Origin of the sequence: Cellvibrio sp. BR (genome assembly GCF_000263355.1) — a bacterium.
In the GTDB taxonomy this organism is placed as follows: domain Bacteria; phylum Pseudomonadota; class Gammaproteobacteria; order Pseudomonadales; family Cellvibrionaceae; genus Cellvibrio.
In genome coordinates, this window is the sequence record NZ_JH668202.1 from 77,111 (window position 1) to 91,898 (window position 14,788).

Here is a 14,788-nt window from a genome sequence, read left to right on the forward strand (position 1 = left end):
TGGTTAATCCATTTCACTGCTGTAATGCCACTAAGCGCTGCTCCACATACTGGCGCACTTGTGGTTGCAAATCGGAATATTGATTGACACGTTGGTAGGCTTGTAAAGCCAACTGCGATTGATTGAGTGCATCCTGTGCCAATGCAAACCCCAGCCAATAAGCGGGTTTTTCACCAAACACACTGAGCAGGCGCCGGTAATGACTCGCCGCTTCCTGATTCATACCACTGCGCTGATACAAACCCGCCAGTAATGCGCGATAATTTTCATCATTTTCCGCTTCCACTAATGTCGCTTCGAGAAGCGCAACAGCTTCTTCGAGATTGCCCTCTATTAACCTGATTTTTGCTACGTAATAGTTTTTTGTTGCCACGGCTAAAAAACTGGATTGGGTTAATACTTGCTGCGCCGCAGTACTATTTTCTTGTTCGCAAAAAATATCCAACAACAAGCGGGTCGATTCCTGTGCCGCCGGGTGACTGGTAATAAAATCCTGTAAGCGGGCAATGCTTTGCTCCTCCTGCCCTGCTTGAAATAATTCACGGGCCTGCAGCGCTAATTGCTGATCCTTCCAAGCAGGATTAGGCGCAATAAATAGCGATGGATCACCCTGTGGCTCGCTCGATGTATTGTTCTCAGCAATAGCGACAAATGGCTCATTAATACTGACTGACTCAGCCGTTTCCGCTCCTGACTCTTGATCAATTGATTTTTGATCGGCTGTTTTTTCATCCAATGGCTTTTCAACAGAAGCAACTTCAGCGGCGACACTTTTCATCGACGAATCAGACTGTAAGGATCCCACCTCTTTTTTTTGTTCTACATTGGTCTGTTCTGCAGTGGTCTGTTCTGAACTGGTCTGTTCTGCAGTGGTCTGTTCTGAACTGGTCAGCACATTGGTTAGCGTAGTTACCGCAGACTCCAATGCGGCCAAACGCTCATCCAACTCGGGTGATGCAATTATTGTTGCCGCTGCACCGGTATTTTCTGGTACAGCGTCAATTTTCTCAGACTGAACTTGTTCAGGAAAACTCACCATTTCGGAGGTAGTAGAGACGGCCGGTTTTCCATCAGAAAAATATCGCCATCCAAAAACCCCAAGCAATACCACCACAAATACAACCACGCTCGGCAGCAGACTGCGTGGCAGTGGTTTGGCAGCGCTGGATTGGGAAAATAATTCGCGTTGCTCCTCTTGAGCATGAGAATGCGCAGCAAGATTATGTTCAAGGTTTTGCGATGATGGGCGCGCAACATCTTGCGAGAGGTCACGCAACATGTCGTTTAACAAACTCATGTTGCACCGCCCAATACGCCCGGAGCCAAGGCAATTGCCGCGGCGGCACCGGCCGCCAGCATTGGCCACAACCAATAATCGCGCCGCGCTAACCAGCGTCCAAAACGGCGGCTTTCGGCGGTATCCATAATGGCTCGCACCATATGTTGGCGATTCACCCGCTCCGCCGCTTGACCATAAGCAGCCAACATGGCTTTGTGAGCGATAACATTGATTAACCGCGGCACGCCACCGGATGCTTTGTATAACAATTTGATGGCACTGTTAGAAAACAGCGAGGCGCGACTATAGCCTGCGGATGCAAGGCGATAGGCCAAGTAATCCGGCAAACTTTTTTGGGGAATGGTTTGTAAATATTCAGAAAACACTATGCGCTGTTTTAACTGGCGCAAATCCGGGCGATCCAAAAGTTCATCCAACTCAGGCTGACCAAACAGCACGACTTGCAACAACTTACTTTTTTCCGTTTCCAGATTGGTTAACAAACGCAGCGCTTCGATGGTTTCGCGTGGCATGGCCTGCGCTTCATCCACTATCAATACCACCTGCCGCTTTTGTTGCGCCAATTCCACCAAACGTAAATTGATATCCTTGAGCAATTGATAAGAAGGGACATCCGGTGAGTAGGCAATGCCAATTTCTTCCGCGAGAAACCACTTTAATTCATCGGGCGTGAGGTAAGGATTGGGAATATACGCAGTGATAAAGGTATCGCCCAAACTGGCCAATAATTTTCTGCTGAGCAATGTTTTACCGGTGCCAACCTCACCCACAATTTTAATAAACCCCTCGCTATGGCGCAGCGCAAGCAAAAGAGTGCTCAACACCTCGCGATGGCTCTGGTTATTAAAATAAAATTGGGTATCTGGCGTGAGCGAAAACGGATGCTCACGTAACCCAAAATGTTGACGGTACATGTAAAACCTCGTTGCCTGGTAGATCTGTTAACTACTACTGGCTTCTGTAGGTATCGCCCATATCGCGCATGGAATTTTGCGCTTCAGTCAGCTGTTCATCCCAGGTTCTGTCATCCACTACAATCGGGCGCAACAGGATTACCAGCTCGGTTTTCGTTTTGGCTTTGTTTTTAGTTTTGAATAATGCATTGAGTACCGGAATATCTCCCAGTAGCGGGCGCTTACCATCCACATTATTAGTGGACTCAGTCATCAACCCGCCCAATACAATCACCTGTCCATTAGCAGCTTTCACGATACTGTCTGATTCACGTACACCACGCAGTGCCAACGGTAATGAAAATTGCTCATTACCAACGGTAAAAACTTTTTGTTGATCAGTAACTTCGCTGACTACGGGATGTATATGCAAAATAACTTCACCGCGCTCAGAAATTTGCGGCGTTACATCCAAAGAAATACCACTAAAAAAAGAGGACAGCTCAATACTCGGGGTAGAGGTAGTAGTTGCTGCATTAGAAGTTTGGTTGTTAGAAATACCAGTTACAAAATATTCATCCGACCCAACGCGAATCATGGCTTTTTGGTTATTCACAGTCGATACACGCGGACTGGAAAGCACTTGGACTGTGCCTTGGGTTTCAAGTAATGAAAGTAATTTTGTGATATCCCCCACTTGAATAAGACCAGCAATAGTTCCCCCTACTCGCTCGCGTACTGGCACTTCAAGATTTTGTAGATTTCCGTCTGAGTCAGTATAAATATTGTTTCTGATTAACTCCCTAAATTCACCAACTTCTGTAGAGCCATCCGTATTTAAATCAAACCCATCCTGAAGGTTTTTTGCAGCAGTAATCTGCCCACTAATTGCCCCCCAGTTCACCCCTGCTTCAAAGCCTTCACTCAAACGCACCTCGATAATTTTTGCTTCCAAAATTACCTGGCGTTTAACACTGAGTTCCGAGCGCTCCAGAAAATCACGCACGGCGCTAAGCTCGTGCGGCATAGCGGTAACAACCACCATGCCCGCTTGCGGTGTAACCATGACTTGTCGGCTTTCAGTTTCACCACCAATAATAGAGGTCACCGTTTTTTCCAGCGATGCCCAAAAATCCGTGCGGTTCATCGTTTGCACACGGGAACCCGGTGTAAGGCCAGACGAGTTGCGATTACTGCGCTGCTGTTGCGCACTTTCAATCATGCCCAACAAGTTAGCAGTATCGTTTGAACTTCCAGAATTACCGCCAGAGTTATTGGAATTGTTGTTGCCGGAGGTTTGCGCGCGGCCAATCATCACACTGGTATCGGAAACCCCTACCCGCTGCACATCCAAATAATTAATTTGAAATACTTCAGTGCGCAGTGCATTGGCATAAATAGTGTAAATGCCACGATCTTTGCGGTATTCGTAACCATAAATATCGCGAGTCACGCGCAGCACATCATCCACCGTGACATTTTTTAGATCCAGGGTTACGCTGCCAGTGACTTCGGGGTGCACCACCACATTCACCCCGGTGCCATTTACCAGCCCCAGGAAAAAATCCCTCGCCGCAACATTACTCACCGACACATCAAAACGGTCGTAGCTACCTTTTGCACTCGGCGCATTAAGCGACTGATTATCCAATAAAGCTTTGTTAACTTCGGCAGGTACATTATTGGGCTGATTAGTGCGCGCCGCTTGCTGAGAAACTGTTTGGTCGAGTACGTCCTCACCCAGCAGGCGTTTATCCGCATTTTTATTGGTACTACAAGCCGACAAGATTATCGCTAGGGATAAGAGCGAGCACTGGAACAAGCGCTTGGGCGTTTTAGGGTGGGTGAACATGTCACGGCCTCAAATATTTTTAAATCGATTAATGTCTTATCACAACACTGGGTGAGAGTCGTAATGCCCAGGTTTTTGTGTGCTGTTGCAACACCACGGTTTGCGGTGAAATACGTTTTACTATTACCCCATCTGAACCAGGAACAACTTGTCCTTCACGCAGGGTTGCGCCATTAATAACGACATATTTACGTTGGGCGCTGATCAACACCGAACTCAAGGTGTAGTTCGTAGTGGCGGCAATACCAGGCGCGACGGCATACCCCAAGGGTGTGGTTGGATCCCGCACCATGTCGCTGGTATTTGCTGCATCGACAACCGGTGTTTGCGCAAAAGATGCAGGCGCGAGAAAAAAAACAGCGTTGAAAATACTTAATAGTAAGAGAAAAGATTTATACACCGAACAAACCCTCCTCTGAACTCAGGGTAAATACCTGAATGTCAATTTCAGCATTAGGGTAGTTTTTTACGGTGTAGTCCAACGACTCCCAATAAAACTTCCATTGCAAGGCTTCAATATCGCGCAAGAGTTTTAGCAACTCTGCATAGCTGCCGGATACACGAATAAATACGCTGTGCTTATAAACACCCGTACCACTTGGTGCTGGTGTCGCACCTGTAGCGGTAGTATTTGCGGGTGCAGTAACAATGGGGGTCGCCAATTGCAATTCACGCGCAGGTAAAGTGCGCACCGCAAGAAGTTGAATAGTTGCCGTACGCGCCAGTACGTCTTGCAACACTTTTGGTAGCAGTTCGGCGCCGATCAAACCTTGCGATAACCCCGAAAGCTGTGCTTCCACTTGCGCGATATTCCCCTGTAAATTTTCGATAGCTTTGCGTTTGGTAATGGCAGGATCAGTCGCCATGGCTAAGGTGAGAGTGGCAATTTTAGTTTCCAGCTCTTGTTGTTCTTTACTGATTTTTGCGTGCTCGGCATCCAACGCTTTGGTTGTTTTATCGATCTGCGATTGCAACAGTAATTGCCACAATAAAAAAACAACGGCAAGTAAGGTGAGAAAAATTAATACCCGCTCGCGAATCACACGGCCATCAATTTGTTCCATGATTTTTTGCAGTGCAGCTGGCATTAGTTTTGCCCTCTCGCAGCGGAAACCGCTGCTTTTTCATTTACTTCCAGCAACATTTGTACGGCCGTTTTTTCCGCAACAGCGCTATTGCGCGGATCGTCTTTAGCCAGAGAGAAATCAAACACACCTCCGGGAGCGGGTTTGATCTGTAATACACCAAAGGCAGATTCCGCAAAAACGGCCTGGGTACGCAAACGCTGAATATAGAGAGGAACCTGATCTGCTGCGTGGGTTTGCCCGGCAAACTCTACATAGCTACCACCTTGCTGCAGTGAAAACGCCTGCAAACTGATAGTGTCCAGTGATTGATTACCCAAGGCATATAAGTGACCTGAGTAACCGGTGTTATTGCCCAATTTTTTATTGGCGATAATGCCTAAAATTTGTTCGCGCCGCTGCAGTTCCTCTTGTAGCCGAAGAATTTCGGCATCCAACTCTGCCAGATTTTGCGACGGACGCTGCTGTTCCAATTGCAGTAACTGCTGTTTACGCTGCTCAAGTTGTTGGCGATTATTTTCCAAGGCCCGCGCGCGTTCACTATTTGTATTAACCGTGAACAGGCTGAAAAGTACCAATAAAACCACAAACATAACCAAGCCCCACAACATATGTATGCTGCGCATGGGTTCGCGATTGGGTTGGAACTCGGGTAGGTATAAATTGATTTGTTGCATATCAGCCCTGCCCTACTTGATCCTGGCGCAAGGCTGCGCCAATCGCCGGTAAACACAGAGCGAGATTATGTTCAGCAATGTTATCCGCGATTTGTAAACCATTGGCCAAGTCCAACAAGTGAATTGAAACCGCCATGGCATTTTGAATCGCCGGGGTGAGTTTGTCGGCAGTGACATTTTCACCACAAAGATAAATATGGCTGGGCGGCACTTGGCGCATCTGCCGCTCAAAATAATCCAATGAGCGTTGCAACTCTAATACAAGAGCCTCTGCCGGTAAGTCATCTAACAAACCAGCGTTGTAGGAGAGTGAAAACTGGCGCGACAGATACAAATTACCATCGCGGAAAATATGCAAACTACCACCGCCCTGCTGCAGTTTTACCAAAGCAATACCGCGTTTGGTGTCGCAACAAGTCTCAGCAATATTGCGCAATACCAGCTCGGGAATATCTATTTTTTTTAAACTCAAACCCGCCGCATTGGCGTTGGCCACTTGCTGTTCAATAACCTTACGTTGAGCCACTACGGCGTAGGCCATACGGCTGGTGCCACGAGCGCTATCCTCGGGCAGAAAAAAACCATCCACTATCGCCTCGGCGATGGGGAACTGCACCAAATCTTTTACCCGCCAGCGCAACGCCTCGGCCAATTCATCTGCCGGCACTTTGGGGGCTTCCCCCAAAATTAATTGATAACTGCCCGCACTCATCACCACATTGACCGGCACAGTTTGCACACCGAGCTTCAACAACCGCGCACGCAGCAGCTCCGCCAATTCCAGACCGGGTTCGGCAGGGATAAATTCACAATTAATTAACAAGGGTTGCTGGGAGGGATGACGTTGAATCTGTGCAAAAGCGACACCATCGGTGCAAAATTCAACACCAATCGTTTGGTTAACGCGGTTGGAGCCAGGCAGCAGCCTGTTTATTTTTTCAACAATCGACTTCAAATCGGAGTTCTCGATGCCAGATTTTTATCACGCTAGCCTATCTAAAACGCTAGCCAACTGATGCTAAAAAATCCTTTTGAAACCACACTGTTCAAAGTGCTATTCAACACACTATTCAACCGGGTACAGATGCAAAAACGAAAAATCGAGGTGGCAGCTAATAACTCTTGTTTATAATTAGCGCCAGAAACATAACGTTTAACAAAGAACATAGACTATAAAGGTAAAAAACGCCAAATGCTGCACATAGTTCTATTTGAGCCAGAGATACCCCCCAATACCGGCAACATCATTCGCTTGGCGGCCAATACGGGCTGCCAACTGCACCTGATTGAACCTTTAGGATTCAAGTTGGACGAAAAAAGCGTGGTGCGCGCCGGTATGGATTACGCAGAAACTCAGGATGTGCGGCTTCACAAAAGCTGGGAGGATTTTCTCGCACAGGAAAACCCTGCACGGATTTTTGCCCTAAGCACCAAAGGCACGCGCTGCCACAGCGACGCGCAATTTCAATCGGGCGATTATTTATTGTTCGGCCCGGAAACCCGTGGCTTACCCGCCGCTATTCGCGAATCACTGCCGGCTGATCAGGTCCTGCGCATCCCTATGGCAGCTAATAGTAGAAGCATGAACTTATCCAACGCAGTGGCCGTAATGGTTTATGAAGCCTGGCGCCAGTTGGGGTATGCTGGCGCGCTGTAAAATTCGTTGTTTTTTGAAGCATAAAGAGCCAAACAAAGAGAGCGAAATAAAAAAAGCGAGCCAGAAAAGGCAAGCCATAGTGAGGAATTAATGAGCAAGATCCAGATTTTTATTGGCAGTGTGTATGGCGGTGCCGAAGAAGTGGCTGAACTGGTGGGCGAGGAACTGCGCTCACTCGGCCACGAGGTCACACTCAATACCTATGCACGCGCCGAGGATTTAGCGCGCGACGCAAACGAAATTATCCTGTTGTGCCACTCCAATACCGGCTCCGGGGAACTGCCCGACAATATCCAACCACTGTATTTGCATCTGACCCGCGATTACCCGCGTATCAGCGGTCGCCGTTTTGGTGTTATCAACCTGGGGGATAGCAGTTACACCACTTTTAATGAAGCCGGTGTAATGCTCGCGGCCGCGTTTGAAGATTTAGGCGCGCAGCCTATTGGTGAACCGCTGGTACTGGATGCCAGCAGTGGCGATGACGCAGCGACCGAAGCCCGCACCTGGGTAAAACACTGGGCGACCCTGATTTAACAACTTTCAGTTTTTGATTAAAACCCTCTTTATTAAAGAACGTGTTATGAGCGATACCAACACCATCGGCCTGTTTTATGGCAGCTCCACCTGCTACACCGAAATGGCGGGCGAAAAAATCCGCAAAGCGCTTCACCAGATGCAGGGCGAAGAATGCGTGGATTTTTTTAATATCGCCGACACCCCCATTGTTCAAACCCAGTTTTACGATTACCTGATTTTTGGTATTCCCACCTGGGACTACGGCGAACTACAGGAGCACTGGGAAGAAATTTGGGACGAGTTGGACGAGCTGGATTTCAGCGGTAAAAAAATCGCCATTTATGGCTTGGGCGATCAAGTCGGCTACCCCGAATGGTTTTTGGATGCCATGGGTTATTTGCACAGCAAGCTGGTACATCGCGGTGCAACGCCCTGCGGCTATTGGCCGCGCGCTGGTTATGAATTTGAAGGTTCCAAAGCGCTTACACCCGACGGTGACTATTTTGTCGGTTTAGCATTGGATGAAGAAAACGAATTTAACTTGAGCGAACAGCGCATCCAACAGTGGTGTGAACAAGTGTTGCGCGAGTTCGGCCTGTGACCGACACCATTCATCACGCCCAACTGGAATGGGATGAAGAAGGCCAACCGCTGTCGAGCACGTTTGGCGATGTGTATTTCTCCCGCGCTAATGGCCTGGAAGAAACCCGCCATGTTTTTCTGCACCACAACCAACTGACTGAGCGTTGGCAACAATTAACAGCAGGCGATCATTTCACCATCGCTGAAACCGGTTTTGGTTCCGGGCTCAATTTTTTGGCGGCTTGGGAGTTGTGGTTGCAAACTGCGCCCACCACGGCGCAATTACATTTTGTGACGGTGGAAAAGTTCCCCCTAGCCAAACCCGATTTGCAGCGCGCGCTAAGTTTGTGGCCAGAACTGACGGAATTATCCAGGCAACTACTAGCGGCCTATCCGGTATTTGTCGGCACAGGTATACATCGCCTGCGTTTCATGGACGGGCGCATCACCCTCACGCTTATCATTAACGATGCCGCCGTGGGTTTTCAGCAGTTACTCGCCACCAGCCACCCGCTGTTTGCCAATCGCTGCGCAAAAATAGATGCCTGGTTTCTGGATGGTTTTGCGCCTTCCAAAAATCCGCAAATGTGGAGCGATGAATTATTTACAGCCATAGGGCAATTGAGTAAACCAGGCACCACCGCCGCCACGTTTAGTGCGGCGGGCATTGTGAAACAAGGGCTAAAACTCGCCGGATTTTCCATTCAAAAAGTGCCCGGTTTTGGGCGCAAACGCGAAATGGTTAAGGCGATACAACACGAGCCGTTTGTACTGCCGGTATCTGACTTGGCCTTGGCACGTAGTTATTCGTCATTCCCTGTGCCCTGGACTATCGTCGAAACTCTCACCGAAACTCTCACCGAAACTATCCCCGAGGCTATCACCAAAGAACAAACACCTTCGCCAAAAACCGCGCTGATTATTGGCGGCGGTTTGGCCGGTTGCACCAGCGCGCGCGCCTTGGCAGAGCGCGGCTGGCAGGTGGCGCTTATCGAACGCCATGCACAACTCGCACAGGAGGCGTCGGGCAATCCGCAAGGTGTGCTGTACGCCAAGCTTTCGCACAAGCAAGAAACGCAGGCAGAATTTAACTTGAGTGCGCTGCAATTTGCGCTGGGGTTTTATCAACCGCGCTGGGCACAAATCGGCGCGCAGTGTGGAGTCTTGCAATTAGCGCACAGTGAAACTGAGCAACAATTGCAACACCAACTGCGCGAGCGATTTGCGCAAGCAAGTCCATTGGCTGAGTTTGTTGGCGCCGAACAAGCCAGTGTGATTGCGGGTGTGCCACTGCAACATGCAGGCTTATATTTTCCGCAGGCTGGTTGGATTAACCCACGCCGCTTGTGTGAGAGTTTGGTGGATCACCCGGCGATTCGCATCCTTAATCAGTCTGAGGCGATGGATCTCACGCGCGGTGAGAACTTGTGGCAGGCACGCGATGCAAAGGGTGAACTTATCGCTCAGGCGCCAGTTGCCGTTATCGCCAACGCGCGCGATGCAAAACAATTTTCCTACACCAGCGCCCTGCCGCTTAAAGCCATTCGCGGGCAAGTGACTTATTTGCCACAGGGCAAAAAAAGCCAAGCGTTAAAAACCGTGATTTGTAGCGAGGGTTATATCGCCCCGGCAGAACAGGGCATGCACTGCACTGGCGCGACGTTTAATTTGAATGATGATGAACGCGTGCCGCGTGCGGTAGATCATCAAACCAATCTGGATAATTTGCGTGTGCCTTTGGCAGATGTGTGTGATGACTGGCAGGACCTGACGCTGGACGAATTGCAAGGCCGCGTCGCCTTTCGCTGTACGGTGCCGGACTATTTACCGCTAGTCGGCCCGGTTGCCGATGACCAAGCAATGAGAGAGCGGTTTGCACCGCTACGCAAAAATGCCCGCGCACCGGTGCATTTGCCGGGTTGTTATCACCAAGGTTTATTTATCAATATCGGCCACGGTTCACGCGGTTTGGCTTACACACCACTGTGCGCCGAATTACTCGCCGCACAGATCAATAATGAAGTGCTGCCCCTACCACGGGAGTTAGCTAACGCGCTCAACCCCGCGCGGTTTTTGATTCGTGACTTGATTAAAAATCGCTGAAGAACTACCAAAGAAAGAACTGAGGGGGAACGAGCGCCAACCGAATCCCTGTCTATACTCTCTAACATTACATTCAGAGAGGTAAAACCATGCTGACCAACCGCCCCTATATTTTGGCTGATGAAGTGGATTTTCTGCATAACTACTATGAGCGTTTGGTGGTGCAGGAAGTGCACGACCAGAGCGAGCGGGTGCAACAGGGTGACCGGGATTTTCTGGCCGATGTCGCCTGCGTAGCGCTCAACCGTTTGCCGCCGCGCTACATTCGTCACGATGTGGACATGACCTTTTTTATGTCGCCGCAGGACATGGTGGAAATTGCCAATAAAGTGTCGCAGGCCGTGACCGACGCTTTGCATTATGTGGAAAGCCGCGAGCGCGGCGAAGAGATTAAACTGCCTTCGGTAGAGGTTTCGTTGATATCTACCCGTGGTGATAAACCCCAAAAAGCTGCTGCCACTAAAACCGAAAAACCGACTAAGCCCGCTAAAGCACCAGCCAAACCTAAAACACCAAAGAAAAAGACCTGATCGCAATCGCCAATATGATTACGTAGATTGGAAAAGCGCAGCGCCTTCCGACACAAATATGAAAGTAGATTTTTGTGTGTAGGAAGGCGCTGCGTTTTTCCAACCTACAGGCGGCCTCGCCAGTATTAGGTCTTATTTTTGACCTTTATCATTTTTTGAGTATTCCAGTTTTGCGGTGCCTTCCGGTATTTCTGAAATAACCTGCGAGCCGCTACCGCAGGCAATGACTGTGCGCATCGCCTCTTCCACACTCACGTGAGGCAAGAAATCTACACATTCAGCAGAGAGGTGATACACAAACCCCGATGTGGGGATAGGCGCGGTAGGTGCGTAAACCGTGAGGTCGCCATTGGCATGTTTGGCAGTCACAATCGCAGTAACCGACACCCCCGCCGCACGCCCCATAATGTAGGCGCGGCATACCTCACCTTTGAGCAGCGAGGTATTTCCCTCCCCACCCAGCAACTGAGACACCACTTCACGAATGGTTTTGTAACCCGGCGCCAGACGTGTCAACCACTCATCAATCAAGTCATGCACCCAACCACCCACGTTGGTTTTGATAAACAACCCAATCAAAAAACAACCGCTCAATAGCAATAAAACGCCCAAACCATCGGCCACATAATTGGTAAAAGCCGTCTGCTCTACAAGCCAGTGACTCAAGGGTTTGATGATCTCGCGCACAATTCCCAGCAGCCACTCCACCAGCCAAATAAAAATGGCGATAGGCAGGATGACCATAAAACCGCCAATAAGGGTGATGCTGACAAACGAACGCAAACGCTTCATGATTGAAACCTTTTTAAACAAACTTTTGGACTAACTAATAAACCGAGCGGGACACCCGAGTGAAATCATTTTTCTGCGCGCTATTGTGCACCAGCCTGCTGACCATAGCGACTACCCTTCTTGCCACAAGTGCCCCGCTGGCCCACGCAGCACCTGCCCTTGAATTTGAATTGATTGGGGAGCGCAGCCACAAGCCCAGCTTATTTACCCAAGGCTTGTTGGTGGATGGTGATCACTTTTATGAAAGCAGTGGCCTCTATGGCAAATCCCTGTTGGTCACCTACCCGATTGCAGAACCGGCAACCACTTGGGCAAAAATTTCAGCGCCTTTCACCCGTAAACTCGCACTGCCACCACACTATTTTGCCGAGGGTTTAACCCTGCTCGACAACAAACTTTATCTGCTCACCTGGCAGGAACAAACACTGCTGGTATACAACAAAACCAGTTTTGCACTGGAACAGCAACTGGGCTATGACGGAGAAGGCTGGGGCTTGGCAAGCGATGGAAAACAACTGATTCGCAGCGATGGCAGCGATCGGCTTTTTTTTCACAACCCCGGCGACTTTGCGGTAACACGGGAACTGCAGGTGACTGATAACGGCAAACCGGTGAACCAGCTTAATGAACTGGAATATGCCCAAGGCTTTATCTGGGCCAACATCTGGTATCAGGATCGTATCCTGAAAATTGCCCCTGACAGCGGCAAGGTGGTGGGCGAAATTAACCTGCAATCCCTCAAACAATCACTCAAGCTAACTAATGGCGAACAAGTGCTTAACGGTATCGCCTGGGACGACAAACAGCAGGCGTTTTGGATTACCGGCAAACTCTGGCCCAAAATGTTCTTAGTGCGCATCAGCACTGATTAGGCACCACCAGTTCGCAACCCTCCAGACTGAAAACTCACAACACCCGCCGCTAACCCGGTGGGTGTTGTCATTTTGGGCCTTAGATAAATTCTGCTGTATTTATAAAAGTTTGACTTACCTCACATCAAAAACCATAATTGGTAAATAACATACCAAATATGGAATTTAACTGAGCCAACGGGCATCTATAAACGAGGTAACGACCATGAAATACACCAAACTCTCCCCCCTGATGATCAGCTTATTGCTTGCTGCCTGCGGTGGCGGCAGCGGTGGTAGCAGCACACCCGCCGCCAATAACGGCAGTAGTAGCGCTCCTGCAGCGGCTAAAACTGAAGTTACCCAAGGCATGGTGACCGGGTTTGGCAGCGTGATTGTTAACGGCGTGCACTACGATGTGGGCAGCGCCAATATCGATGTGGACGGCAAAACACTGGTTGAGTCCGACTTGAAAGTAGGCCAAATAGTGCGCATCACCGGCACAGTCAACGCCGATGGCAAAAGCGGTAAAGCGAGCAAACTTGAAGGCGAGACCCAACTGGTTGGCCCAATTTCCAGCATCGACCTGGAAGCCGGCGTCTTGGTAGCACTTGGCCAAACCATCCTGCTCACCGCCGACACTTTTTATGACGACGACATGACTGCCAGCCAATTGAAAGTGGGCGACATTATCGAAGTCAGCAGCTACTTGAATAGCGAGGGAGTGATGGTGGCAACGCGTATTGATTGGGAAGATGACGACGACGCATTCCAACTGTCCGGTGTAATCAGCGCATTGGATACAGTGAACAAAACCTTTTTGATCAACGGCACCCTGGTGGACTACAGCAATGCAACCCTCGCTGCACTGCGCGGTGCGGTCTTGGAAGACGGTTTGAAACTGCGGGTAGTAGGCGACTTTGACGGCACCCTGTTTATCGCCCGCGGCAATTTGCATCCTAGCCACCTAGGCTTTAAACGCAGCGATGATTTTGATGATGACGACAATATTGAAATCACCCTGAGTGGGCCAGTTGCCGATTTAATTCCCGGTGTCAGTTTCACTATTAACGGCATTCTGGTGCTCATCAATACTAATACCGAATTCGACGATGGTGTTCCTGCGGATTTGGTTGACGGTGTAATGGTAGAAGTAGAAGGCCAACTGGATGCAAACCAAAATCTGGTCGCAGAAGAAATTGAACTGAATTACCGCGCCAAAATCAGCAACAAGGGTTTGCTGGAATCTGTTGACCTGATCGCCAACAGCATTGTGGTGAACGGCATTACCTTTGAGATCAATGAGGACACCAGCTTTAATGATCGCAGCCGTTCAAAAGTGCGCTTCTTTGACCTTGAAGACTTAATGACCGGCGACACGTTGCACGTGCGTGGTTACACCATTGCCGCTACCGCGACTACAGCGGAACGTAATATCGCCAGCCGTATTGAGCGCCACAATCCGCACGCTTTTGGCAACGACGATTGGAAGCTGGAAATTGAAGGCGTAGTTGAAGCCGTAGGTATCAATTCCATCACTGTAGAAGGCCAGGAGATTCAAGTCTCACCGCTCACCCATATTGAAGGCTTTGCCAACCTTGACCTGTTCCTTGCCGCAGCACTGGGCCTGGAAGTAGAAGTAAGAGCCTTAACACAAAACGGTGTGGCTACCGCCATCAAAATCGAAGTGGAAGACGATGACATCAACGACGACGATGATGATAGTAGTTCCAGCAGCAGTAGTGAGAGCAGTGAGAGCAGTGAGAGCAGTGAGAGCAGTGAGAGCAGTGAGAGTAGCAGCGCAGAAACTAGCAGCGAGAGCAGTAGCTCTGCCAGCAGCGAAGAAGCTAGCAGTGAAAGCAGCAGTTCCAGTGATGATGACGATTCAACCAGTAGCGCAAGCAGTAGTAGCGCAGCGTAATTAACCTGGAGTTGTAACGACTACAC

The 14,788-nt window shown here is 49.4% G+C and carries 15 protein-coding genes; 7 read left to right on the top strand and 8 right to left on the bottom strand.

Annotation, left to right across the window (positions count from 1 at the left end; all coding sequences use genetic code 11):
- Positions 1-13: 13 nt before the first annotated feature.
- From O59_RS10650 to O59_RS10680, 7 genes are read right to left on the bottom strand one after another with little or no spacing between them, the layout of a single operon-like run.
- Positions 14-1,297: a lipopolysaccharide assembly protein LapB gene (locus tag O59_RS10650; RefSeq protein WP_007642462.1), complete on the bottom strand. Its 1,284-nt coding sequence runs from the start codon at positions 1,295-1,297 to the stop codon at positions 14-16.
- Positions 1,294-2,214, bottom strand: coding sequence for an ExeA family protein (locus O59_RS10655; protein ID WP_007642464.1), 921 nt, complete (start codon positions 2,212-2,214; stop codon positions 1,294-1,296). Before O59_RS10655 ends, O59_RS10650 begins: the two co-directional genes overlap by 4 nt.
- 34 nt (positions 2,215-2,248) lie before the next feature.
- Positions 2,249-4,045, bottom strand: a complete 1,797-nt coding sequence (gene mshL, locus O59_RS10660; RefSeq protein WP_007642465.1) for a pilus (MSHA type) biogenesis protein MshL — start codon at positions 4,043-4,045, stop codon at positions 2,249-2,251.
- Between the two features lie 28 nt (positions 4,046-4,073).
- Positions 4,074-4,445, bottom strand: coding sequence for a hypothetical protein (locus tag O59_RS10665; RefSeq protein WP_007642466.1), 372 nt, complete (start codon positions 4,443-4,445; stop codon positions 4,074-4,076).
- Positions 4,438-5,133, bottom strand: coding sequence for a hypothetical protein (locus O59_RS10670; RefSeq protein WP_007642467.1), 696 nt, complete (start codon positions 5,131-5,133; stop codon positions 4,438-4,440). Before O59_RS10670 ends, O59_RS10665 begins: the two co-directional genes overlap by 8 nt.
- Complete coding sequence (locus O59_RS10675; protein ID WP_007642468.1) at positions 5,133-5,807, bottom strand: hypothetical protein; 675 nt, start codon at positions 5,805-5,807, stop codon at positions 5,133-5,135. The genes O59_RS10670 and O59_RS10675 overlap by 1 nt, the downstream gene beginning before the upstream one ends.
- Position 5,808: 1 nt before the next feature.
- Positions 5,809-6,762, bottom strand: coding sequence for a hypothetical protein (locus O59_RS10680; protein ID WP_007642470.1), 954 nt, complete (start codon positions 6,760-6,762; stop codon positions 5,809-5,811).
- Between the two features lie 237 nt (positions 6,763-6,999).
- Here O59_RS10680 and trmL point away from each other — a divergent pair, with 237 nt between their 5' ends.
- The 5 genes from trmL (at position 7,000) to O59_RS10705 (ending at position 11,198) form a co-directional block, all read left to right on the top strand.
- Positions 7,000-7,464, top strand: a complete 465-nt coding sequence (trmL, locus tag O59_RS10685; RefSeq protein ID WP_007642473.1) for a tRNA (uridine(34)/cytosine(34)/5-carboxymethylaminomethyluridine(34)-2'-O)-methyltransferase TrmL — start codon at positions 7,000-7,002, stop codon at positions 7,462-7,464.
- 90 nt (positions 7,465-7,554) lie between these two features.
- Positions 7,555-8,001, top strand: a complete 447-nt coding sequence (locus tag O59_RS10690) for a flavodoxin domain-containing protein (protein ID WP_007642474.1) — start codon at positions 7,555-7,557, stop codon at positions 7,999-8,001.
- A gap of 46 nt (positions 8,002-8,047) precedes the next feature.
- Positions 8,048-8,584, top strand: a complete 537-nt coding sequence (fldB, locus tag O59_RS10695; RefSeq protein WP_040392199.1) for a flavodoxin FldB — start codon at positions 8,048-8,050, stop codon at positions 8,582-8,584.
- Complete coding sequence (gene mnmC / locus O59_RS10700) at positions 8,581-10,668, top strand: FAD-dependent 5-carboxymethylaminomethyl-2-thiouridine(34) oxidoreductase MnmC (protein ID WP_007642477.1); 2,088 nt, start codon at positions 8,581-8,583, stop codon at positions 10,666-10,668. The genes fldB and mnmC overlap by 4 nt, the downstream gene beginning before the upstream one ends.
- 89 nt (positions 10,669-10,757) lie before the next feature.
- Positions 10,758-11,198 carry a late competence development ComFB family protein gene (locus O59_RS10705; protein WP_007642478.1) on the top strand — a complete coding sequence of 147 codons (441 nt, stop codon included), beginning with the start codon at positions 10,758-10,760 and terminating at the stop codon, positions 11,196-11,198.
- A 132-nt stretch (positions 11,199-11,330) separates the two neighbouring features.
- Here O59_RS10705 and O59_RS10710 read toward each other — a convergent pair whose 3' ends face one another.
- Complete coding sequence (locus tag O59_RS10710; RefSeq protein WP_007642479.1) at positions 11,331-11,990, bottom strand: DUF502 domain-containing protein; 660 nt, start codon at positions 11,988-11,990, stop codon at positions 11,331-11,333.
- 59 nt (positions 11,991-12,049) lie between these two features.
- Here O59_RS10710 and O59_RS10715 point away from each other — a divergent pair, with 59 nt between their 5' ends.
- Both O59_RS10715 and O59_RS10720 read left to right on the top strand, forming a co-directional pair.
- A complete protein-coding gene (locus O59_RS10715) occupies positions 12,050-12,862 on the top strand; it encodes a glutaminyl-peptide cyclotransferase (protein ID WP_007642480.1) in 813 nt (270 codons plus the stop codon).
- Between the two features lie 205 nt (positions 12,863-13,067).
- The gene (locus O59_RS10720; RefSeq protein WP_007642481.1) at positions 13,068-14,762 is read left to right on the top strand and encodes a DUF5666 domain-containing protein; all 1,695 of its coding nucleotides are present in this window, start codon (positions 13,068-13,070) and stop codon (positions 14,760-14,762) included.
- Positions 14,763-14,788 lie beyond the last annotated feature (26 nt).

Excerpts from the sequence above, each read along its gene's own strand:
- O59_RS10655 (WP_007642464.1), bottom strand. The coding sequence starts at position 2,214 with ATGTACCGTCAACATTTTGGGTTACGTGAGCATCCGTTTTCGCTCACG.
- O59_RS10670 (WP_007642467.1), bottom strand. The coding sequence starts at position 5,133 with ATGCCAGCTGCACTGCAAAAAATCATGGAACAAATTGATGGCCGTGTG.
- O59_RS10690 (WP_007642474.1), top strand. The coding sequence starts at position 7,555 with ATGAGCAAGATCCAGATTTTTATTGGCAGTGTGTATGGCGGTGCCGAA.
- O59_RS10710 (WP_007642479.1), bottom strand. The coding sequence starts at position 11,990 with ATGAAGCGTTTGCGTTCGTTTGTCAGCATCACCCTTATTGGCGGTTTT.
- O59_RS10720 (WP_007642481.1), top strand. The coding sequence starts at position 13,068 with ATGAAATACACCAAACTCTCCCCCCTGATGATCAGCTTATTGCTTGCT.
- O59_RS10675 (WP_007642468.1), bottom strand. The coding sequence starts at position 5,807 with ATGCAACAAATCAATTTATACCTACCCGAGTTCCAACCCAATCGCGAA.
- mshL (WP_007642465.1), bottom strand. The coding sequence starts at position 4,045 with ATGTTCACCCACCCTAAAACGCCCAAGCGCTTGTTCCAGTGCTCGCTC.
- O59_RS10705 (WP_007642478.1), top strand. The coding sequence starts at position 10,758 with ATGCTGACCAACCGCCCCTATATTTTGGCTGATGAAGTGGATTTTCTG.
- O59_RS10650 (WP_007642462.1), bottom strand. The coding sequence starts at position 1,297 with ATGAGTTTGTTAAACGACATGTTGCGTGACCTCTCGCAAGATGTTGCG.
- trmL (WP_007642473.1), top strand. The coding sequence starts at position 7,000 with ATGCTGCACATAGTTCTATTTGAGCCAGAGATACCCCCCAATACCGGC.
- fldB (WP_040392199.1), top strand. The coding sequence starts at position 8,048 with ATGAGCGATACCAACACCATCGGCCTGTTTTATGGCAGCTCCACCTGC.